Source organism: Curtobacterium sp. BRD11, assembly GCF_031844345.1.
In the GTDB taxonomy this organism is placed as follows: Bacteria; Actinomycetota; Actinomycetes; order Actinomycetales; family Microbacteriaceae; genus Curtobacterium.
Genome location: NZ_JAUZUZ010000003.1, coordinates 292,997 through 314,061 on the forward strand (window position 1 = coordinate 292,997; position 21,065 = coordinate 314,061).

Sequence of the window (21,065 nt, forward strand, 5' to 3'; positions counted from 1 at the left end):
GACCACCCACCGGACGGGAGGCTCCCCGCGGCCCCGCCCCGCGCCTCCCGTCCGACACGGCGTCGGTCCACGTGCCGCAGCGGCCCAGCCCTGATCCGGCCGGCCGACGCACCGGGCCCGGCCGGTCGACGCACCCGGCCGGTCGACGCACCCGGCCGGTCGACGCACCGGATCAGCCGAGTGCCTCCTGCCAGGCGCGCTCGAGACCGGCACGGTCGAGCAGCGCCGTGGGCCGTACCTCGAGGTCGTCCGCGACGAAGTAGAAGACGGCGTCCACCTCGTCGACCGGTCGCCCGGTGAACTCGGCGTACGCCACCCGGTACAGCGCGAGCTGCAGCTGCCGCGCGGCCAGGTCCGCCGTGCCGGTCGGTGCCTTGCCGGTCTTCCAGTCCACCACCTCGGCGCGACCGTCGATCTCGTACACCGCGTCGAGCTTGCACACGACGCTGTGCCCGAGGAACGGGATGTGGATCTCGCGCTCGACCTCCACCGGGGTCAGGTCGGCCCAGCGTGACCGGGCGAAGGTCGCCTGGAACGCCGCCAGTCGTCGTGCATCGTCGTCGGTGACCGCGGCGTCGGTCGAGGCGTCCACGGCCTCGTCCGCGTCGAGGTCGCGTTCGTCGTCCCACAGGTCGAGGGTCTCGAGCGAGCCACCGCTGCGCGCGCGCTGCTCGACCCACTGGTGGAAGAGCGTGCCGAGCCTGGTCGCACGGTACGGCCGCTCCGGCATGGGCCGGCGCAGGCGCTCGGCGACCGCGTCCGGCTGGCCGATGTAGTCCTTGAACCCCGAGGCCGGGACACGGTGCGGGATCGCGACGCGGCGCCGGTCCGACCGTGCAGCCTGCCGCTCGGCGAGCAACAGGTCGATGTCCGCCGCGAAGCGCCCGGCCGCACCGGGGTTCGCGTTCCGGACGCGCTCGGCTGCCGCGAGGACCCGGGCACCCCGCTGCCCGAACGGCACGTGCGGCCAGGCCTGGGTCGCCCCGTCCCCGCCGAGGGGGTTCTCCTCGTGCACGGTGCCGTCGGGGACGGCGTCGGCAGCGACGACCCCTGCCGCGACGAGGTCCCGGAGGTACCGACTCGGCGGCGTCGGCTTGACCCCGCCGGCCCACGACGACCCGGACACGAGCAGGTCGTGCCGTGCCCGCGTCAGCGCCACGTAGGTCAGCCGACGCTCCTCGTCCTCGTTCCGGGCCTTCACCTGCTCCTTGTAGGCCTCGATGGCGTCGACGACGCCCTTCTGGTCCGCGTGCCCCCGCCACTCGAGCCGCGGGAGCTCGTCGGCGTCCCCGCGGAACTCGTACGGCAGGCGGCCGAAGCCGAGCCACCCCGAGGATCCTTCCTGCGGTCGGGCGGGGAGCCCGCCCTCGACGAGCCGCGGCACCGCGACCGCGTCCCACTCCAGGCCCTTCGACCCGTGGATCGTCAGGATCTGCACCGTGCCGGCCTCCGGCTCCTCCGACCGCGGGCCCATGTCGTCGCGGCGGGCGGCGGCGTCGATCCAGCCGAGGAAGGCACCGAGGTCGGCGCGGTCGTCGGTCGTCACGAACCCGGCGAGCTCGTCGACGAACGCGTCGAGGAAGGCGGCGCTCCCCTGCTCGTGGGCGGCGACCTCGACGTCGAGCCGCATCTCCTGCACGACCAGGGTCACGAAGTCGACCAGGTCCCCGGCCGCCCGGGCCCGGAGCGCGGCGAGCTGCTGCCCGAGCTCGCGCATCCGCTGGCGGCCGGCGGGACTGATGCCCTCGAGGGCGCCGTGCTCGTCGGGGGCGCTCGCGACGAAGTCGAGCGCGTCGACGATCGATCCGTGCTCCCCGGCGGCGACGGACGCGCGGAACGCCGCGGTCAGCTCGTCGTCGAGGCGCTGCTGCGTGTGGTCGCGGCGGAACAGCCAGCGGGCGAGTGCGTGCAGCGCGGCGACGTCGGCGGCACCGACCCGCCACCGTGCGCCGGCGAGCAGGCGGATGAGGTCGTTGCCGGCCGCCGGGTCGTGGAGCACCCGGAGACACGCCACCAGGTCGACGATCTCGGGTCGCTGCAGGAGGCCGCCGGTGCCGAGCACGTGGAACGGCACCCGGTGTGCACCGAGCGCGGCGGTGAACGCCGACAGGTCCTTCCGCGAGCGCAGCAGCAGCGCCATCGAGCCCTCCGGCGAGGCACTCCGGCGGTCCGCGAACCAGCGGGCGACCGCGTCCGCCTCCTCGGGCAGGGTCTCGGGGAAGACGGCCGTCACCGTGCCGGCGTCCGCACCGGGTCGCGGCGCGAGTCGCTCCACGGCGACCTCCGACGCAGCCGACAGCGGGTCGACGACGGCGTTCGCGCCGGCGAGCACGTCGACCGGGTTGCGCCAGCTCGTGGACAGGGCGAAGGTCACCGGCGCCGGCGTTCCGGCACCGTCCGTCCCCGCGACCGGTGCGTCCGGTGCGACCGGTGCGTCCGGTGCGTCCGGTGCGACCGGTGCGACCGGTGCGACCGGTGCGACCGGTGCGACCGGTGCGACCGCGAAGTCGCGCGGGAAGCGGGCCAGGTTCGCCGCGCTCGCCCCGCGGAAGCCGTAGATCGACTGGTGCGGATCGCCGACCGCCATCACCGGGTGTCCGCGGAAGAGCCGGGCGAGGAAGCGTGTCTGCACCACGGAGGTGTCCTGGTACTCGTCGAGGAGCACCACACGGAACCGGCTCCGCAGGTCGTCGACCACCCGCGGGGCGGACTCGGCCGCGGCGAGCGCGAGGGCGATCTGGTCCGAGAACTCCACGAAGCCGCGGTCGACCTTCTGCCGTCGGAACTCCTCGACGAGGTCGACGAGCGGCTCCAGCGCTCCGATCGCTGCGACGGTGTCGGTCACGGCCTTGTAGGGGTTGCCCCTGGCGTTCCCGGGCAGCTCGAGCAGCGCGCCGAAGTCGATCGCGAAGCGACGCAGGTCGGCCGGGTCGACGAGGTGCTCGGACACCGCCCCGGCGAGGGCCACGACGGCAGCGGTCACGGTGTCGACGTCGCGGTCGAGCCCGGCGAGCCGGTCGTCCCGCGCACCGACGACCACCCGACGGGCGAGCTGCCAGGCGGAGGGCTCGGTGAGCACCTGGGACTCGCCGTCGCGTCCGACCAGCAGGGCGTTCTCGCGGAACACGGCGTTGGCGAACGCGTTGTAGGTGGAGACCGTCGGGGCCTCGAAGGCGTCGCCGGCGGTCAGGAGCCCGACGTCCTCGAGCGCACGGATCCGGTCGTTGATGCGCACGGACAGCTCACCGGCCGCCTTGCGGGTGAACGTCAGCCCGAGCACCTCGGCGGGACGGACGAACCCGTTCGCGAGCAACCACACCACCCGCGACGCCATCGTCTCCGTCTTGCCGCTGCCGGCTCCCGCGACGACGAGCGCGGGAGCGAGCGGCGACTCGATGACCGCACGCTGCTGGTCGGTCGGGCGCGGTCGGCCGAGGGCGTCGGCGATCGCGTCGGCGTCGTGGGCCGCCAGGGGCGCGTCGGCGTCGTGGGCCGCCGGGGGCGCGTCGGCGTCGTGGGCCGCCGGGGGTGCGGCGGTGTCGACACCTGCGTCGGCCCCGGGCTGCGTGTCGGTACCGGTCGTCACCAGGTCACCTCCCCCACCACGTGGATGCGGCACTCGACGCCGGTCCGCGCCCGGTCGCAGTGGTCGTCGACGTTCGCCAGGAAGGTCCGGCCGGCCATCCCCCGCGCGACGGCGTGCAACCGTTCCCGGTAGGCCTCGCGCGCCTCGTCGTCGAAGGCGTGCTGCGTGCGCTCCGAGTACGCCTGTCCCGAGCGGGGGTTCTGCACGAAGACGAGTCGGGCGTCGGCCATCGGCGCGCCCGCCGGGACCCCCTCGACCGCGCCGTCCTCGACCGCGAGCTGGTACGCGCCGAGCTGGGGGTGCTCCGGCATGTCGTTCTTCTCGCTCGGCATGGAGCGGCCGGTCTTCAGGTCGACGACGCTGACCCGCCCGTCGGGGTCGACCTCGATGCGGTCGATGCTGCCGCGCATCCGCGCCGGCCCGGTCACGAGTGCGAACGACGTCTCCGCGCCGAGCAGCCGTCGACCGGCGCTCGCGAACGTGCGCAGGTAGTCGCTGAGCCCCTCGATCATCCGCCGGGTCCGCGCGCGTTCGCGGTCGGCGACCCACGGCGACTCGAAGGTCAGCTCGTCCCAGCGCCCCTCCACGTGGTCCCACAGCGACTCGACGTCGACCGCGGTGGCCTGCTCCATCGCCTCGTGGACGATCGTCCCGATGCCCATCGCCGGGCTCGGCGCGCTGCCACCGAAGGTCTGCACGAACCAGTGCACCGGGCACTCCTCGAAGGTGCCGATGCGCGAGGGCGACACCGCGACCGTCGGGGCGACCGGCTCACCGTCCTCGTGCTCGGGCGCCGGCGGGGCGTCCAGGTCGACCAGCGGGTCCTCCGTCGTCGGCTCGGCCGTCCCGTACCACTCGTCCGGTGACGCACCGGCGACCCCGGCCTCGGCGAGCCGTGCGAGGGCGGATGCGGCCTCGTGGTCGCCCGAGGCGACGACGCGGCGCCGCAGCGAACCCGCCATGCCCCGGAGCGACAGCGGGTGCACGGTCGGTTGCCGGTCCGGCGGCACCGGGACGAGCCGGACGAAGGGCGACGGTGCCTCGTCGTCGTTGGCGACCGTGCCGATGACGACCTGGGTGGTGGCGCGGGAGACGGCGCGGGCGAACAACCGGAGCTCGTCCGCGATGACGGCTGCCCGGTCGTCGACGGTCTGGTCGTCGATGCCGGCGGCTGCGCGGACCAGCCCGTCCGGGTCGAGCAGGCTCCCCCGCACCCGGGTGTTCGGCCAGACACCGTCCTGGAGCCCGAGCACGACGACCACGTCGCACTCGAGCCCGATCGTGGCCGAGGGGGTGAGCACGCGCACGCGTCCGGCCGTGCGGTCGGGGCCGATGGAGTCCTCGGGCAGGTCGGCGCCGAGCAGGTCGTCGACGAACACCCGCGCGGGCGCGTCCGGGGTGCGCTCGACGAAGCGCTTCGCCGCGGTGAAGAGCCCGACGACGGCGTCGAGGTGCCGGTCGGCCTCGGCGGCCCCGACACCTCCTGCCGCGGACTGCCCGCCCCAGGCCGTCGCGAGGCCGCTGCGCTCCCACAGTCCCCACAGGATCTCCTCGATGCTGGCGTCCGCGGCGGCGTCCGCCCGCGCCTGCACGAGGCTGCGGGCGAGTCGGGTCGCGCGTCTGGCGAAGCCGGCGTCGACGGTGGCGAGCCGTTCGGGGGCACCGAGCGCCTCGACGAGCAGCTCGTCGGCGGTACGGGTCCCGCCGCCCGCGAGTTCCTCGCGACGCAGGGCGAGCCGGAGACGTCGCATCGCCAGGGTGTCCAGGCCCCCGAGGGGTCCGGTCGCGAACGACGTCGCCAGGTCGGCACCGAGCGGGAGCACCCCGAGCGCGACCGCGGCGGCGTCGAGCAGCGCCCGGGCAGCGCTGTCGTCACGCGGGCGCACCGGGGCGGCGCCGGCCGTCGCGGGCACCTCGGCGACGGACAGGGCACGCACGAGCTCCGGGATGGCCGCTCCGCTGCGGGTGACGACGGCCATCCGGTGCCACGGCACGCCGTCCAGCAGCCGGTGTTCACGGAGGCGCCGGGCGACGGCGACGACGAGCGCCGAACGGCTGCCGGCCTCGAGGTGCAGCACGGCGTCGCTCCGGGCACCGGTCGTCGACGCGACGGCGGTGCGCTGGCGTCCGGCCGCGGCGGCCCCGATGCGCGCCGTCACCGCGCCGACGAGCTCCCGGACCGGTGCCGCGTGCCGGTGCACCGTGCCGAGCACGACCTCGTCGACGCGCGCCACACCGAGCCGGGTGGCCAGGCGTCCGAGCACGTCCGGCTCCGCACCGCGGAACGCCGAGGCCGCGATGTCCGGGTCCCCGAACGCCACGACCTGCACCCCGGAGCGGGCGAGCGCCCCGAGCAGGGCGACCTCGCCCTCGACGAGTTCCTGCGTGTCGTCCACGACGACCAGGCGCAGCGCGGCGACACTCGCCGGGACCTCGTGTCGCAGCACCGCGGCGGTCGCGAACGCCACGAGCTCCGCAGCGTCGAGACTGCTGCCACGGAAGGCCGTCACCGCTGCGCGGTACTCGTCCACGAAGTCACCGACCGCGCGCCACTCGGGGCGACCGCGCTCGACGGCGAGCTCCCGCATGTCCTCGGGCTCCACCCCGGCGGCCACGGCGCGCATCATCACGTCGCGGAGTGCCGTGCGGAAGCCGGCCCGTTCCCGTACGACGGCGGTGATCGGCGCCGGCCACTCCGGTCCGACCCCGTCGGTCTCGTGCCCCGCGAGCAGGTCGGCGATGATGCGGTCCTGCTCGCCACCCGTGAGCAGCGTCGGCGGCTCCTGCCCCTGCAGCGCGGCGGCGTGCGCGACGACCTGGAAGGCCAGGGAGTTGACCGTCCGGGCGAGCGCGCCCGGGACCGCCCGGTCGACCGCGGCCGCCAGGCGATCGCGGAGCGCCGTGGCTGCGGTGCGGGCCGAGGTCAGCGCGAGCACCGTGGCGTGACCGTCCGGCGAGACCGCGTCCGGGCGGGACAGCCGGTCGGCGACGAGCCGCGCGAGCGTGGTGGTCTTGCCCGTGCCCGGCGCGCCGAGCACGGCGGCGTGCCGGCCCTCCGGCAGCGCGAGCACGGCGTCCTGCGCGGGGTCGGCGACGAGCGGGCGGACGACCCCGACGTCCTCGGGGAGGGTCGTCAGCGTGGTCCTGGGCACGCGGACACGGTACCGAGGACGGCCGACAGCAACGCTCGACGCACCGGGACCGCCGCTGGCGGTGCGCCCCCGGCGAACGCCCGGGCCGACGGGGTACCGCTCGGATACGCTGTGCTCGTGGACATCAAGATCGGCATCATCAACAGCCCGCGCGAGATCGCCTTCGAGACCGCCCAGAGCGCCGAGGAGATTGAGCAGGCCGTGGCAGCGGCCCTCGAGTCGCAGTCGACCCACCTCTCCCTCAAGGACGAGAAGGGCCGCCGGTTCATCGTGCCCGTCGCCTCGCTCGCCTACGTCGAGGTCGGCGCAGAGGAGTCCCGCCGCATCGGCTTCGTCGCCTGACGTGGAGCTGCTCTTCGCCGTGCTCGGCGGCCTCATCGCGGGGGCCGTCGCGCACGTCGTGGTGCCGTGGCGCTCGACGCGCGGCGCACTGCTCGGACCCGTCGTCGGCGGCGTCGTTGCGGCCGTCGTGTGGGAGGCCCTGACCTGGGCCGGTTGGCCGTACGACGGCGGATGGATCTGGGTCGTGGCCCTGGTGGGTGCCGGGGTCGTCGCCGTCGTGACCGAGTGGGTCCTGGGTCGTCGTCGCACGGCCGCGGACGAGCACGCCTTCGAGCGCGCACGCACCGAGCGCGTCTGACCGAGCAGGCCCGAGCGAGCGCGCCCCGCGCCCCGGGCCGTCGACGCGGCCCGCGCCTCAGGCGGTCAGGCCGAGTGCGTCCATCCGCCGTGTGTGCGCAGCGATGAGCTCCGTCCACACCGGCTCGAGCTTCTCCTGGTCCTCACGGGCGTGGACCGCCAGCGCCGACCGTGCCACGAGCAGCGTGTCCCCCACGAGCCGCCGGCCCCACATCGCCAGGCGCGACCCGACGCGCGGGTCCTGCTCGATGTGCGCTGCCAGCTCCTCGACGACAGCCGGTTCCTCGCGCGCGTCGAACACCGTCCGCAACCGCTGCCGGACGTCGAGCGGCAGCGACCGGAGCAGGTTGCCGAAGAGGTCGTTGAGGATCCCTGCCGTCACGTAGCCCGTGAGCATCGACTCGTACCAGTCAGCGCCGCTCGTGCGCAGCAGGAAGCGGTCGATCGCCTCGCGGTGGGGCTCCATGAGCTCCGCGGGCGCCCATCCGCCTCGTTCGATCTCGGCGACGATCGTCCGGTGCCGCTCGAGCGCGGTCGTCGCGAGCACGCCCGTGACGAGCCGCCCGGCCATCGTCGGCGCCGCGGCACCGGCTCGACCCATCGTCTCGTAGAGCGACAGCTGCAGGTAGGCCGCCTGCCCCAGGTACACGTCGAGCTCGGGACTCACGTCGTCCAGCTGCAGGCGCTCCACGGGCTTGGCGTTCCGCGGGTTCCGCGACGCCAGCCACGCGGCGGCGAGCTGCGCAGCGCGCTTCCGGTTCCACCACGACACCACGCCCCAAGCATACGGGCCGCGGGCACCACTCCCGCCCGGCGGGCGCTGTCCTCGCCCGCCGTCGGTAGACTGGCCTGGACTTCCACCAGGACTAAGGTGATTCTTTGACTTTCGCAGACCTCAACATCGAGCAGGACATCGTCGACGCGCTCGCGACGAAGGGCATCGCCGAGCCCTTCCCGATCCAGCAGCAGACGATCCCGCTCGCCCTCACCGGCCAGGACATCATCGGCCAGGCCAAGACGGGTACCGGCAAGACCTTCGGCTTCGGCCTGCCGCTGATCCAGCGTCTCGGCGCCGACCCGGAGCACGGCGTGAAGGCGCTCGTCGTCGTCCCGACCCGCGAGCTCGCGGTCCAGGTGACCGAGGACCTCGAGCTCGCCACCTCGAACCGGTCGACCACGATCGTGTCGATCTACGGCGGCAAGGCGTACGAGGGCCAGATCGAGCAGCTCAAGGCCGGCGCGCAGATCGTCGTCGGCACGCCCGGTCGCCTCATCGACCTGCAGCGCCAGCGCCTGCTCGACCTGTCGAAGGTGCAGGAGGTCGTGCTCGACGAAGCAGACCGCATGCTCGACCTCGGCTTCCTGTCGGACATCGAGCGCATCTTCCAGGCCGTCCCCGCGGTGCGCCACACCATGCTCTTCTCGGCGACGATGCCGGCTCCGATCGTGGCGCTGGCCCGCCGGTTCATGACGCGCCCGGTGCACATCCGCGCGACGGACCCCGACGAGGGCCTGACGCAGGCGAACATCAAGCACGTCATCTACCGCGCGCACTCGCTCGACAAGGACGAGGTCATCGCCCGCATCCTGCAGGCCGAGGGCCGCGGCAAGACCGTGATCTTCACGCGCACGAAGCGCGCCGCCGCGAAGCTCGTCGAGGAACTGAAGGACCGTGGCTTCAACGCTGCCGCCGTCCACGGCGACCTCAACCAGGAGCAGCGCGAGCGCGCGATGGCGGCGTTCAAGGCCGGCAAGCGCGACGTGCTGATCGCGACCGACGTCGCGGCGCGCGGCATCGACGTGGACGACGTCACGCACGTCATCAACCACACGATCCCGGACGACCCGGACACCTACCTGCACCGCGCCGGCCGCACCGGTCGTGCCGGCAAGACGGGCATCGCGGTCACCTTCGTGGACTGGGACGACCTGCACAAGTGGACGCTCATCGACAAGGCCCTCGAGTTCGGCATCCCCGAGCCCGTCGAGACCTACTCGTCGTCGCCGCACCTGTTCGCCGACCTCGACATCCCCGCCGGGACGAAGGGCCGCCTGCCCGGTGCGCCCTCGCACGCGGCCGAGGCAGGTTCCTCCGCCGGCCGTGGCGCGCAGCGGACCGGTGACCGTCGCGGCTCCGAGCGCAGCGGTGACCGCCAGGGCGGCTCGCGTCCGCGCTCGCGCACCCGGTCGGGAGGCTCGTCCGACGCCGTCACGTCGGCTCCGGCCGCCGAGTCCACGGGTCCCGACGCCGCGCAGCCCGCCGGCGAGGGCTCGACCCCCGACGGGGCCGCGAAGCGCCGTCGCCGTCGTCGTCGTCGCAGTGGTTCCGCCGAGGCGACCACCTCGGCACCGCAGGGCACCGGCGAGGGCGAGTAGCGCCTCCCGTCCGCAGGCCCCGTCACCCACGTGACGGGGCCTGTGTCACGTCCGCGCGCCTCCGCCCCGCCCACCTGGCATCGCGGATGCGACAGTGGACGATCTGATATGTCACACTGGAGATGTGTCGTCCTCATCTCTCCGTCGATCCGTCCGCGACTTCGGGCCCAGCGCGTCGGTCGGGTTGTTCGCATTCCTCCTGGCGGTGTCCACGATCGACGTCCCGAGCATCTGGGTCGACGAGACCGCGACCCGCATCGCCGTCGAGCTCGACGGTGACCGGTTCAGCGACATGCTCCGCGAGATCGACCTCGTGCACGGCGCGTACTACAGCGTCCTTCGAGCGTGGGCGACGGTCGCGGGCACGTCGATCGCGGCACTCCGCCTGCCCTCCGCCGTCGCGATCGGACTCACCGCGTCGATGGTGGTGGTCCTCGGTCGCCGGGTGCGGTCCACCAGGGTCGGTGTCCTCGGCGGGATCGTCCTGACGCTGCTCCCACCGGTCCTCTACACGGGTGGCGACGCCCGGCCCCGCGCCCTCGCCTGCGCTGCCGTCACGGCCGCCTGCCTCGCGTTCGTCATCGCGACGCAGGAGTCCGGTGGCCGCGCCCGGCTCGCCTGGACGGCCCACGCAGCGCTGGGGTCCCTCGCGGTGGTCCTCAACGTGCACGACGTGCTGGTGATCGCCGCACTCGGGGTCACGGTCCTCGTGTCCGCTGCGCGCCGTTCGGTGGGACGATCCACGCTCGTCGGCTGGACGACCGCGACGGCTGCGAGTGCTGCGATCGTGGTGCCCTTCATGTGTGCAGCAGCGGGACAGGTGCACCAGGTGGGGTGGATCGAACGCCCCGAGCCGGTCCGACTCATCGCCGAGGTCGGCGTCTTCCAGTGGTTCTTCACGTCGATCCCGGCGGCGATCGTCGGGTGGGGGTGCGTCCTGGTGGCGTTGACCTCGCCTCGACGCCGTGGACCCGGATCCGTCGGTGCGCGGACACTCCTCGTCCCGTGGCTCCTCCTGCCGACCGCGGTCCTGGTGGCCACGCTCCTCACCGCGCACCCCATGTACCACTGGAGGTACCCGTCGATGTCCCTGCCGGCACTGGCGCTGCTGATCGCGCTCGGCCTCGACCGACTGCGCCCACTCGTGCGCTGGGCGGTCGCAGCCGTCCTCGTCGTGGCCTGCGTCGTGAGCTGGACCACCGAGCGGTTCGACGCGCCACGACCGGATCTCCGACGAGCCGCGCAGGTCATCGTCGCGGAACGCTCGGTCCGTCCGGGCCCGGCCGGCATCGTCTACGGTCCCTCCGTGAACCGGTCGGAGGACATCCGTCACGATCGCCCCGAGGCGGTGCGGGGTCTCCGTGACCTGACCCTGCTGCCGGCCCGGCAGCACGGGGCCGGGTGGTTCAAGGACCAGCGGGCCCAGCCCGATGTCATCCCGCGGCGGTCGGACGGGCTCCGGACGGTCTTCTACGTGGGGATGGCCGGGAGCGAAGAAGAAGCCGAGGTCCGAGCGGCACTCGACGAATCAGGGTTCGACGAGGTCTCCACCCGGACGTTCCGAGGAGGACGGGTCGGCACGGGGGTCGTGACGACGTTCGTCCGCTGACCGGTCCTCAGGCCAGGCGGGAGCCCGCTCCGTGCACCGGGTCGCTGCCGGTGGCCTGGTCGACGATGGCGTCGAAGGAGTGCCGCGCGGTCCGGTGCTCGCCGAACCGGTTCGGCTTGCCGGTGCCGTGGTAGTCGCTCGAGCCGGTGACGAACAGGTCGTAGCGACCGGCCCAGTCGAGCAGCGTCCGCTTGCCGTGGGCGAGGTTCTCGCGGTGGTCGACCTCGAGCCCGCCGAGGCCGGCGTCGACGAGGTCACGCAGCATGGGCTCGTCGATCACGATCCCGCGCGAGGACGCCGCCGGGTGCGCGATCACCGGCACGCCACCGGCGCCGCGGATGAGCTCGACGCCGCGCAGGGGCGTCGGCGCCTCGTGCGGTTCGTAGTAGCCGGAGGCCGGGTGCAGGATCCCGCGGAACGCCGCGCTGCGATCCGGCTCGAGCCCCCGGGCGACCAGGGCGTCGGCGATGTGCGGGCGACCGATGGTGGCGCCGTCGCGCGCCTGCGCGAGGACGTCGTCCCACGTGATCGGGTGGTCGCGACCGATGCGCTCGACCATGCGCCGTGCCCGCGCGAACCGGCCGTCGCGGATCCGGGCGGTCTCTGCGACCAGGGCCTCGTCGGTCGGGTCGACCAGGTAGCCGAGCACGTGCACGCTCCGGTGGCCGACGCGGGTGCTCAGCTCGAGGCCGGGGAGCAGCGACATCGGCCGGTCGCGGACGGCGGCGGTCGCCTCGTCCCAGCCGGCCGTCGTGTCGTGGTCCGTCAGGGCGACGCCGTCGAGGCCGGCAGCGGCGGCGGCAGCGACGAGCTCCGCCGGCCGCTCGGTGCCGTCGGACACGCTCGAGTGGGCGTGCAGGTCGATGAACGGATCGGGCACGTCACCATGCTACCGACAGGTGAACAGCCGCTCAGGCCGGAGGGTCAGCTCGGTGCGATGATGGGTGACATGGCCGACACCACTCCTCGCGCGACGAGCAACCGATCCACCACCCCCGGGTCCTCGACCTTCAAGGACCACATCGCGTCGCAGTGGGCGGACCGGGAGCGTCCCACCCCCGAGCCGCGCGAGCAGTCGCCCTTCGCGGCGGAGCGACGTGCTCGCATCTCGGAGCTGCACCCCGGACGCACGATCGTCGTCCCCGCGGGTCAGGCGAAGGTGCGGTCGAACGACTGCGACTACCCGTTCCGTCCGCACTCGACCTTCGCGCACCTGACCGGCTGGGGCACCGACACGGTCGTCGGCTCCGTCCTGGTGATGACCCCGAACGGGTCCGGTCACGACGCCACGCTGTACTTCCGCGCCACGGCCGGCCGTGACTCCGAGGAGTTCTACGCGAACCCCGAGATCGGTGAGTTCTGGGTCGGGCCCCGCCCCTCGCTCGACGAGGTCGCCGCCGACCTGGGTCTCGCGACGGCCGACCTCGGCGCCTTCGCCGGGGTGGCCGACGGCCTCGACGCATCCGTCCTGCTCGTCCGCGATGCCGACGCCGAGCTGACGCGCGCCCTCGACACCCGACTCGGCACGACGGTCGGCGGTGCGGACGCCGTGGACGGGGCCCCGGCGACCGAGGACGTGCTCTCCCGTGACCTGTCCGAGCTCCGGCTGGTCAAGGACGCGTACGAGGTGCGCGAGCTCCGGAAGGCCGTCGAGGCCACGGGGTCGGGCTTCGACGACGTCATCGCCGACTTCGACGCCGTGCTCGCGCACCCTCGCGGCGAGCGCATCGTCGAGGGCACGTTCAACCGTCGCGCACGGGCCGACGGCAACACGGTCGGCTACGACACGATCGCCGCGTCCGGCCACCACGCGTGCATCCTGCACTGGACCCGCAACGACGGCGCGGTGCAGCCGGGCGACCTGATCCTGATCGACGCCGGCGTCGAGGTCGACTCGTTCTACACCGCCGACATCACCCGAACGCTCCCCGTGTCGGGCACCTTCACCGACGTGCAGCGCATGGTCTACGAGGCCGTGCTCGAAGCCGCCGACGCCGCGTTCGCGATCGTGAAGCCGGGCATCACCTTCCGCGAGGTGCACGCCACCGCGATGGAGGTCATCGCGAAGAAGACCGCCGAGTGGGGCTTCCTGCCCGGTACGGCCGAGGAGTCGCTGCAGCCGGACAACCAGTTCCACCGCCGCTACATGGTGCACGGGACGAGCCACCACCTCGGGCTCGACGTCCACGACTGCGCGAAGGCCCGTCGCGAGATGTACATCGACGGCGTCGTGCAGGCGGGCATGGTGTTCACGATCGAGCCCGGCCTGTACTTCCAGCAGGACGACCTGACCGTGCCCGAGGAGTTCCGCGGCATCGGCGTCCGGATCGAGGACGACGTCCTGGTGACCGAGGACGGCGCCGAGAACCTGTCGGTCGGCATCCCCCGGACCCCCTCGGAAGTGGAGGGGTGGATCGCCCGCACCGGCCGCTAGCCTGAGCGGGTGACGATGCCCGACGCCTCCCCCAGCACGACGTCCGCCCCGACCGACGGCCCGATCGCGCCGCGCGGGCTGGTGATCGACGTCGAGCACTTCGACTCGCCCGACGCACAGCGGCTCCGCGCCGCCCAGCGTCTCGAGATCGACCGGGCCTACGGCGGGGACACCGAACCGGGCGAGAAGCCGACGGCCGACTCGATCGCGGTCTTCTTCCTGGCCCGCGACGAGGACGGCACGCCCCTCGGCTGCGGTGGCCTGCGCCTGGTGCAGGACGGCATCGCCGAGGTGAAGCGGATGTACGTGCGGCCGGAGTCCCGCGGGGCCGGGGTGTCGAGCGCGATCCTCCGTCGCCTCGAGGAGGCCGCGATCGACCTGGGTTCCCCGGCGCTCGTGCTCGAGACCGGCGACGAGCAGAAGCGCGCGATCGGGTTCTACGAGCGCGAGGGCTTCCGCCGCATCGCGCAGTTCGGGCCGTACGTCGGAGCGGCGCGGTCGATGTGCTACTCGAAGGTGCTCTGACCACCGAGCCCTGACCGGCGACCCGTGACCGGAGCCCTGACCGGTCACGCGCCGCAACGGAGGACGCCCGCGTCGACGATCGTCGACGCGGGCGTCCTCCGGTTCGGTCCCTCCGTCAGCCGCGCTCGCCGTCGCGGCGGTCGTCGGGTGCCGAGCCGGGTCGCTGGTCCGCACCGGCGGAGCGCTCGTCGGCTCCGTCGACGCGCTCCCCGTACTGCGGGGGCTGGCCCGGTCGTGACTGCGGGACACGCGGGTCCGACGTCGGCGCCGGCTGCTGCGCCGTCTGCGGGGTCTCGCCGTACCGGGGGCCGTCGTTCGTCCCGTACCGCGGGCCGTCGTCGGTCCCGTACCGCGGACCGGCGGCCGACGGGCCGGACTGCTGCGGGCCTCCAGGCCGGTGCTGCTGCGGCTGGTGCGGCGTCGCGTGCCCACCGTAGGGCGAGCTCTGCTGGGGGCCCGGACGCCACGGCTCCTGGCCCTGGGACGGTCGGGCCTGCGAACCCGGCGCGCCCGGCTGCGGAGCGTCGTTCCAGTGCGTCGACGGCGTCGCGCCGTGCTGGCCGAGGATCCGCTGCGCCTGGCCGGTGAGCTGCGGGTCGACGACGATCTGGTAGTTCGTGGCGAGCACCTGGTGCACGCTCGTGAAGTCCCGCTGCCGCTTCGTGATCGCGAACGAGACGATGCCGTACAGCATGCCGAACGCGGCACCGATGATCGCCGCGGCGATGATCAGCCCGCCCGCCGTCGGTGAGAACAGCGTCAGGACGATGCCGAAGAAGATGCCGAGCCAGAGACCGGAGAGCGCGCCCGCGATGGCCGCACGGCCGTATGTCATCTTCCCGGTGACGCGCTCGACGGTCTTCAGGTCGTTGCCGACGATCGAGATCTTGGCGACGGGGAAGTCCGCCTCGGCGAGCTTCGCGACGACGCGCTGGGCATCGGGGTAGCTGTCGTAGGTGCCGAGGACGTCCCCACGCGGCAGCGTCGGGAAGGCCTGGGCGGTGCGTCCGGCGAACGGGCTCTGGTTGCTCACCCAGCCATCATCCACCGGGCACCTTGCGATCACACGTGCGCCTCCCGGGAACCTCCGGGGCAGGGGCGCAGCGGCTGATGCACCGAGCCGCGCGTCCCCTCGGTGTGCGCAGGGTGCGCTCGTCCCCGGCCCGCGCGGCAGCGACTACGCTGGACGGGTGAGCGCCACGAAGGTCTTCGTCGCCCGCCTCGCCGGGTGCTCCGTCTTCGACCCCGCGGGCGACCGCGTCGGTCGCGTCCGGGACGTCCTGGTCGTGTACCGCCGCGTCGACGCCCCGCACGTCGTCGGGCTCATCGTCGAGGTGCCCGGCAAGCGCCGCATCTTCCTCAGCATCGGCCGCGTCACGTCGATCGGCGCCGGTCAGGTCATCACCACCGGCATCGTCAACATGCGTCGCTTCGAGCAGCGCGGGGGTGAGGTGCGCGTCATCGCGGAGATGCTCGGCCGCAAGGTCCTGCTGACGCGCGACCGCATCCGCGCCACGATCGAGGACGTCGCGATCGAGGACCGCGGACAGGGCGACTGGGAGGTGTCGCAGCTCTTCCTCCGCAAGCCGAAGACGACGCCGTCGCCGTTCGGCAAGGGCCCGACGACGTTCGCCACGTGGAACGAGGTCACCGAGGACGAGCTCCCCGGCGAGGCCCAGTCCGCCGAGCACGTGATCGCCGCCTACTCCGACCTGGTCCCGGCCGACCTGGCGTCGACGCTCCTCGACCTGCCCGAGGAGCGCCGGTTCGAGGTCGCCGAGGAGCTCCCCGACGACCGGCTCGCCGACGTGCTCGAGGAGATGCCCGACCAGGAGCGCATCGAGATCCTGACCCGGCTCGAGGACGCCCGCGCAGCCGACGTCCTCGACCAGATGCAGCCCGACGACGCCGCCGACGTGCTCGCGCAGTTCCCCGACGACCGGAGCGAGGCGCTGCTGCAGCTCATGGAGCCGGAGGAGGCGCAGGACGTCCGCATGCTCCTCGAGTACGAGCCGGACACCGCGGGTGGTCTCATGACCACCGAACCCGTCATCGTCTCCGCGGACGCGACCGTGGCCGAGGGGCTGGCGCTCATCCGCCGGCACGAGCTCGCCCCGGCGCTCGGCGCGAGCGTGTGCGTGGTGCTGCCGCCGTACGAGCCGCCGACCGGTCGGTTCCTCGGGCTCGTGCACTTCCAGCGCATGCTCCGGTACCCGCCGAACGAGCGCCTCGGCACGCTCATCGACCAGCAGACCGAGCCGGTCCGCGTCGACGCGAGCGCTGCCGAGGTCACGCGCGTGATGGCGACCTACAACCTCGTGTCCGTCCCCGTGGTCGACGACGCCCACCGTCTGGTCGGGGTGGTGACGATCGACGATGTCCTCGACCACGTCCTGCCGGACGACTGGCGAAGTCACGGCGAGGGGGATGCCCCCTCGCGACTCCGCCAACGCCAGCGCAAGACGCCCGTGACGACGGGGAGGAGGACCACCCGTGGCCCGAACGGATGACAACCGCCAGGAGCGACTCGACTCGCCCAAGGGCATGCGCACGCGTGTGCTCCCGACCCGCCGCCGTGGCCGCGGGGACACCTTCGGTCGGGCGACCGAGGGCATCGCGCGGGCGATGGGAACGCCCTGGTTCCTGGTCGGCCTGACCCTCTTCTGTGCCCTGTGGATGGGCTACAACACCCTCGCTCCGAAGCCGTGGCAGTTCGACTCGGCTGCGATCGGCTTCACCGCGCTCACCCTGGTGCTCTCACTGCAGGCCTCGTACGCGGCGCCGCTCATCCTGCTCGCGCAGAACCGGCAGGACGACCGCGACCGCGTGCAGTTCGAGCAGGACCGCCAGCGCGCCGAGCGCAACCTCGCCGACACCGAGTACCTGGCCCGCGAGGTCGTCGCCCTCCGTCTGGCGATGCGGGAGATGGCGTCGAAGGACTTCATCCGCGCCGAGATCCGGTCACTGCTCGAGGAGCTCGACCGGCGGGACGCCGAGGAGGCAGCGCTGCGCGCCGACTCCGTCGACGACGGTGAGGGAGCGACGAGCACGCGTGGCTGACGGCACCGCAGCGACGCCCGACGAGCAGCTCGGCGCCGCGGTCCTCGCTGCGCTCGGTCGCGTGATCGACCCCGAGATCCGCCGCCCCGTCACCGAGCTCGACATGATCCGCGGGGTCGACGTCCGGCCGGGAGGCTCGGTTCGGGTCGACCTGCAGCTCACGATCGTCGGCTGCCCCGCCGCCGACACCATCGAGCACGACGTGCGGTCGGCCGCCGGTTCCGTGGACGGCGTGCACCACGTCGAGGTCGACGTCGACGTGATGAGCCCGGCGACCCGCGCCGCCCTCACCGAACGCCTCCGTGCCGGCCGGCCGCGCGGCGTGCAGTTCACCCCGGACTCCCTGACCCGAGTGATCGCCGTCACGAGCGGCAAGGGCGGGGTCGGGAAGTCGACGGTCACCGTCAACCTGGCCGTCGCGCTCGCAGCGGCCGGTCAGCGGGTCGGCATCGTCGACGTCGACGTGCACGGCTTCAGCGTGCCCGGCCTGATGGGGTTGACCGACGAGCACGGCGTCGCACCACGACCGACCCGTGTGGACAGCATGATCCTGCCGCCGGTCGCCCACGAGGTGAAGGTCGTCTCGATCGGCATGTTCGTCGACGACGTCTCGACCGCGGTGTCCTGGCGTGGACCGATGCTGCACCGCACGGTCTCGCAGTTCCTGACCGACGTGTGGTTCGGCGACCTCGACGTGCTCCTGCTCGACCTGCCGCCCGGCACCGGCGACGTGGCGATCTCGGTCGGGCAGCTGCTCCCCCACGCCGAGGTGCTCGTCGTCACGACGCCCCAGGCCGCGGCCGCCGACGTCGCCGAGCGGAGCGGGGTCGTCGCACGGCAGACCGGGCAGAAGGTCATCGGTGTGGTCGAGAACATGGCCGGGCTCGTGCAGCCCGACGGCAGCGTCCTGCACCTGTTCGGCGAGGGCGGCGGCGACGAGACCGCCGCTCGGCTCTCCCGGGGGCAGGACGTCCCCGTGCCGGTCCTCGGCCGCGTCCCCCTGTCGGTCCCGCTCCGGGAGGGCGGCGACGGCGGCGTCCCGGTCGTGCTCGGCGCCCCGGAGGACCCCGCCGCGGTCGCCCTGCGGTCCGTCGCCGAGACCATCACCACGATGGGACGGGGCCTGGCCGGACGGAAGCTCGGGCTCAGCCTGTCCTGAGCGATCGTCGCGCACGGGCGGATGCGCCCGCTAGCGTGGCCGCATGGACAGCTCCGACCACGTCAGCGTCGACTGGGACGCCGCCCGCGCGACGAACCGCGCGAACTGGGACGACCGGGTCCCCATCCACGAGGGCGCGTACGACGTCGCCGCGCTCGACGACCCGGCACACCGGTCGGACGTCGTGCGCGACGACCTGCCCGCGCTCACGCCGTGGCTGCCCGGCGGCACGCTCACGGGGCTCGACGTCTGCCACCTGCAGTGCCACATCGGCACCGACACGGTCTCGCTGGCCCGCGAGGGTGCACGCCTCACCGGGGTCGACTTCTCGGCACCGGCGCTCGCGGCGGCAGCGGCCCTGGCCGACCGGCTCGGCCTCGACGTCACGTGGGTGGAGACCGACGTCCTCGACGCCCGCGCGGCCGTCACGGGCGACTTCGACGTCGTCTACACGAGCATCGGCACGATCTGCTGGCTCCCGGACCTCGACCGCTGGGCCGCGCAGGTCGCGGGACTCCTCAGGCCGGGCGGGGTGTTCTTCATCCGCGACGGACACCCCGCGCTGTACGCCCTGGACGAGGACGCGCCGGAGCTCGTGACGCGGCACCGGTACTTCCCCGACGGCACGGCCCAGCAGTGGGAGGACGCGGGCACCTACGTCGGCGAGGGCACCGTCGCGAACACCCGGACGTACGAGTGGCCGCACCCGCTGTCCGAGGTCGTCAACGCCCTGCTCGGCGCCGGACTGCGTCTCCGCCGACTGGACGAGGGGCGCACCCTGCCGTGGCGGTTCAGCCCGCGCATGGAGGAGGACGGCCACGGTTCGTGGGTGTGGCCCGCCCCGGACCGCGACCGGATCCCGACGACGTTCACGATCGTCGCGACGCGTGATTGAGAACGGACGGGAGGCCCGGTGCCAGCTGGCACCGGGCCTCCCGTCCGTCGTGTCGTGACGGGAGCCGCGTCAGGTCGCCTCGGTGTCGAAGGGGGCCGGCTCGCCCTCGGCGAGCGGCACCACCGGCGCCGTCGCACGCACCTTCGACGCGGTGACCTGCGCGGTCTCCACCGCGGCCGTGCTGCCGGCGGCGGTGCCCCCGGAGTCGAGCAGGGCGTCGCGGATGATGCGACGGGGGTCGTACTGCCGGGGGTCGAGCTTCTGCCAGTCGACGTCGTCGAACTCGGGGCCCATCTCCTCGCGCATGCGGTCCTTCGCGGTGTCCGCGAACCGGCGGATCGCCTTGACGAACTCGGCGAGCTTCTGCGCGTACATCGGCAGGCGCTGCGGCCCGAGCAGCAGCACCGCGATGATCCCGATGATCAGGATCTTGTTGAAGTCGATGGACACGGCAACGAGCGTAACCCGTCCCACTGCGCCGCACCCGTAGAGTTGTCTCCCGAACGGAGTGTGCGTGTCAGAGAAAGAGTCGAACTGGAAGTTCGCCGAGGACATCGTCTCGGAGCCCGAGGTGATCGCCCGAGCGCGAGAGCACTCCCTCGAACTCGGGGTCGAAGCCGTCTCCCCCGCGATCGGCGCCCAGATCGCCGTGGTCGCAGCGGCATCGCGCGCGACGAGCATGATCGAGATCGGCACCGGGCTCGGCGTCTCGGGGCTCTACCTGCTGCGCGGCGCGCCCGATGCGACCCTCACGACGATCGACGTCGAGGTCGACCACCAGCAGTACGCCCGTGACGCCTACGTCGCCGCCGGCACGGCGCCCTCGCGCGTCCGGCTCATCCCGGGTCGGGCGAACCAGGTGCTGCCCCGGATGAACGAGGCGTCGTACGACGTCGTCCTCGTCGACGCCGACCCCGAGCACGTGATCGAGTACGTGGAGCACGGACTCCGCCTCGCGCGCGTCGGGGGCACCGTGCTCGTGCCGCACGCGCTCTGGCGCGGTCGCGTCGCGGACCCGGTGCGTCGGGACCGCGCGACGACGGACTTCCGACTGCTGCTCACCGAGGTCTCGACCTCGGGCGCGGTGCGGAGTGCGCTCTCCCCCGCCGGGGACGGGCTGCTGCAGATGACGAAGGTCTCGGCCTGACCCGCCGGACGTCCTGACCCGACGGACGTCCTGGACCGACGGACATCCTGATCCGATGGACGTCCTGGATCGACGGACGTCGCGGCCCGGTCTGCCGGTTCCGTCGGCCACGACGCACACGAGAGGCCCGGAGCGTACGCGCTCCGGGCCTCTCGTCGTGGTGCGTCGACGGACTAGGCGGAGACGACCTCTGCCAGTGCGTCGTGGAGTTCCTTGGCCTCGGCGTCGTTGACCGAGACCACCAGGCGGCCTCCACCTTCGAGCGGAACCCGCACGATGATGAGTCGACCCTCCTTGACAGCCTCCATCGGCCCGTCACCGGTCCTCGGCTTCATCGCTGCCATCAGATGTCCCCTTTCGTGCAGAAGATGCAGGCCCATTATCCCGTACCGAGGGGGCAACTGCGAAACCGCCCAGGTTGGGGGTGTCGGAATGCGACGTTCTCGCGGCTCCGGGTGGTCACCTTGGCGTGTGCCGAACATC

At 73.2% G+C, this 21,065-nt stretch carries 18 protein-coding genes; 11 read left to right on the top strand and 7 right to left on the bottom strand.

The features are described from left to right. Window positions 1–172: 172 nt before the first annotated feature. Window positions 173–3,472 (bottom strand): ATP-dependent DNA helicase, encoded by a 3,300-nt coding sequence (locus Q9R28_RS09260; RefSeq protein ID WP_396137158.1) that lies wholly within the window; start codon window positions 3,470–3,472, stop codon window positions 173–175. A gap of 110 nt (window positions 3,473–3,582) precedes the next feature. Continuing rightward, complete coding sequence (locus tag Q9R28_RS09265) at window positions 3,583–6,738, bottom strand: PD-(D/E)XK nuclease family protein (protein WP_311205943.1); 3,156 nt, start codon at window positions 6,736–6,738, stop codon at window positions 3,583–3,585. Window positions 6,739–6,855: 117 nt separating this feature from the next. Between Q9R28_RS09265 and Q9R28_RS09270 the strand changes: the two genes are divergently transcribed. Together Q9R28_RS09270 and Q9R28_RS09275 are read left to right on the top strand one after the other, a co-directional pair. Then, entirely contained in the window at window positions 6,856–7,080 is a 225-nt protein-coding gene (locus Q9R28_RS09270; RefSeq protein ID WP_066657860.1) for a DUF3107 domain-containing protein, read from the top strand. A 1-nt stretch (window position 7,081) separates the two neighbouring features. Next, window positions 7,082–7,378 carry a hypothetical protein gene (locus Q9R28_RS09275; protein WP_066652875.1) on the top strand — a complete coding sequence of 99 codons (297 nt, stop codon included), beginning with the start codon at window positions 7,082–7,084 and terminating at the stop codon, window positions 7,376–7,378. A gap of 57 nt (window positions 7,379–7,435) precedes the next feature. Here Q9R28_RS09275 and Q9R28_RS09280 read toward each other — a convergent pair whose 3' ends face one another. Then, window positions 7,436–8,152, bottom strand: coding sequence for a ferritin-like fold-containing protein (locus tag Q9R28_RS09280; RefSeq protein WP_251159866.1), 717 nt, complete (start codon window positions 8,150–8,152; stop codon window positions 7,436–7,438). A 104-nt stretch (window positions 8,153–8,256) separates the two neighbouring features. Here Q9R28_RS09280 and Q9R28_RS09285 point away from each other — a divergent pair, with 104 nt between their 5' ends. Together Q9R28_RS09285 and Q9R28_RS09290 are read left to right on the top strand one after the other, a co-directional pair. After that, window positions 8,257–9,753 (top strand): DEAD/DEAH box helicase, encoded by a 1,497-nt coding sequence (locus Q9R28_RS09285; RefSeq protein ID WP_311205944.1) that lies wholly within the window; start codon window positions 8,257–8,259, stop codon window positions 9,751–9,753. A 124-nt stretch (window positions 9,754–9,877) separates the two neighbouring features. After that, window positions 9,878–11,362 carry a glycosyltransferase family 39 protein gene (locus Q9R28_RS09290; RefSeq protein ID WP_311205945.1) on the top strand — a complete coding sequence of 495 codons (1,485 nt, stop codon included), beginning with the start codon at window positions 9,878–9,880 and terminating at the stop codon, window positions 11,360–11,362. A gap of 7 nt (window positions 11,363–11,369) precedes the next feature. Here the strand turns inward: Q9R28_RS09290 and Q9R28_RS09295 are convergent, their stop codons facing one another. Then, complete coding sequence (locus tag Q9R28_RS09295; protein ID WP_311205946.1) at window positions 11,370–12,242, bottom strand: PHP domain-containing protein; 873 nt, start codon at window positions 12,240–12,242, stop codon at window positions 11,370–11,372. A gap of 69 nt (window positions 12,243–12,311) precedes the next feature. Here Q9R28_RS09295 and Q9R28_RS09300 point away from each other — a divergent pair, with 69 nt between their 5' ends. Together Q9R28_RS09300 and Q9R28_RS09305 are read left to right on the top strand one after the other, a co-directional pair. Next, window positions 12,312–13,796 (top strand): aminopeptidase P family protein, encoded by a 1,485-nt coding sequence (locus Q9R28_RS09300; RefSeq protein ID WP_209683626.1) that lies wholly within the window; start codon window positions 12,312–12,314, stop codon window positions 13,794–13,796. Between the two features lie 15 nt (window positions 13,797–13,811). Further along, window positions 13,812–14,321 carry a GNAT family N-acetyltransferase gene (locus tag Q9R28_RS09305; RefSeq protein ID WP_081985226.1) on the top strand — a complete coding sequence of 170 codons (510 nt, stop codon included), beginning with the start codon at window positions 13,812–13,814 and terminating at the stop codon, window positions 14,319–14,321. 115 nt (window positions 14,322–14,436) lie between these two features. Here the strand turns inward: Q9R28_RS09305 and Q9R28_RS09310 are convergent, their stop codons facing one another. Beyond that, complete coding sequence (locus tag Q9R28_RS09310) at window positions 14,437–15,354, bottom strand: general stress protein (protein ID WP_311205947.1); 918 nt, start codon at window positions 15,352–15,354, stop codon at window positions 14,437–14,439. 157 nt (window positions 15,355–15,511) lie between these two features. Here Q9R28_RS09310 and Q9R28_RS09315 point away from each other — a divergent pair, with 157 nt between their 5' ends. From Q9R28_RS09315 to Q9R28_RS09330, 4 genes are read left to right on the top strand one after another with little or no spacing between them, the layout of a single operon-like run. Continuing rightward, window positions 15,512–16,831 carry a magnesium transporter MgtE N-terminal domain-containing protein gene (locus tag Q9R28_RS09315; RefSeq protein WP_066652860.1) on the top strand — a complete coding sequence of 440 codons (1,320 nt, stop codon included), beginning with the start codon at window positions 15,512–15,514 and terminating at the stop codon, window positions 16,829–16,831. A 34-nt stretch (window positions 16,832–16,865) separates the two neighbouring features. Further along, window positions 16,866–17,381, top strand: a complete 516-nt coding sequence (locus Q9R28_RS09320; protein ID WP_396137159.1) for a DUF1003 domain-containing protein — start codon at window positions 16,866–16,868, stop codon at window positions 17,379–17,381. After that, window positions 17,374–18,540, top strand: coding sequence for a P-loop NTPase (locus tag Q9R28_RS09325; RefSeq protein ID WP_311205949.1), 1,167 nt, complete (start codon window positions 17,374–17,376; stop codon window positions 18,538–18,540). Before Q9R28_RS09320 ends, Q9R28_RS09325 begins: the two co-directional genes overlap by 8 nt. 43 nt (window positions 18,541–18,583) lie before the next feature. After that, window positions 18,584–19,435, top strand: coding sequence for a bifunctional 2-polyprenyl-6-hydroxyphenol methylase/3-demethylubiquinol 3-O-methyltransferase UbiG (locus tag Q9R28_RS09330; protein ID WP_066652855.1), 852 nt, complete (start codon window positions 18,584–18,586; stop codon window positions 19,433–19,435). A 69-nt stretch (window positions 19,436–19,504) separates the two neighbouring features. Here Q9R28_RS09330 and Q9R28_RS09335 read toward each other — a convergent pair whose 3' ends face one another. Further along, a complete protein-coding gene (locus tag Q9R28_RS09335; protein WP_066652853.1) occupies window positions 19,505–19,885 on the bottom strand; it encodes a twin-arginine translocase TatA/TatE family subunit in 381 nt (126 codons plus the stop codon). 64 nt (window positions 19,886–19,949) lie between these two features. On the opposite strand from Q9R28_RS09335, the gene Q9R28_RS09340 reads away from it, so the two are divergent. Next, the gene (locus Q9R28_RS09340) at window positions 19,950–20,582 is read left to right on the top strand and encodes an O-methyltransferase (protein WP_066652851.1); all 633 of its coding nucleotides are present in this window, start codon (window positions 19,950–19,952) and stop codon (window positions 20,580–20,582) included. Between the two features lie 173 nt (window positions 20,583–20,755). Here Q9R28_RS09340 and Q9R28_RS09345 read toward each other — a convergent pair whose 3' ends face one another. Further along, entirely contained in the window at window positions 20,756–20,926 is a 171-nt protein-coding gene (locus Q9R28_RS09345; RefSeq protein ID WP_017887054.1) for a DUF3117 domain-containing protein, read from the bottom strand. Between the last annotated feature and the right edge of the window lie 139 nt (window positions 20,927–21,065).

Excerpts from the sequence above, each read along its gene's own strand:
- Q9R28_RS09300 (WP_209683626.1), top strand. The coding sequence starts at position 12,312 with ATGGCCGACACCACTCCTCGCGCGACGAGCAACCGATCCACCACCCCC.
- Q9R28_RS09305 (WP_081985226.1), top strand. The coding sequence starts at position 13,812 with ATGCCCGACGCCTCCCCCAGCACGACGTCCGCCCCGACCGACGGCCCG.
- Q9R28_RS09320 (WP_396137159.1), top strand. The coding sequence starts at position 16,866 with ATGCGCACGCGTGTGCTCCCGACCCGCCGCCGTGGCCGCGGGGACACC.
- Q9R28_RS09330 (WP_066652855.1), top strand. The coding sequence starts at position 18,584 with ATGGACAGCTCCGACCACGTCAGCGTCGACTGGGACGCCGCCCGCGCG.
- Q9R28_RS09345 (WP_017887054.1), bottom strand. The coding sequence starts at position 20,926 with ATGGCAGCGATGAAGCCGAGGACCGGTGACGGGCCGATGGAGGCTGTC.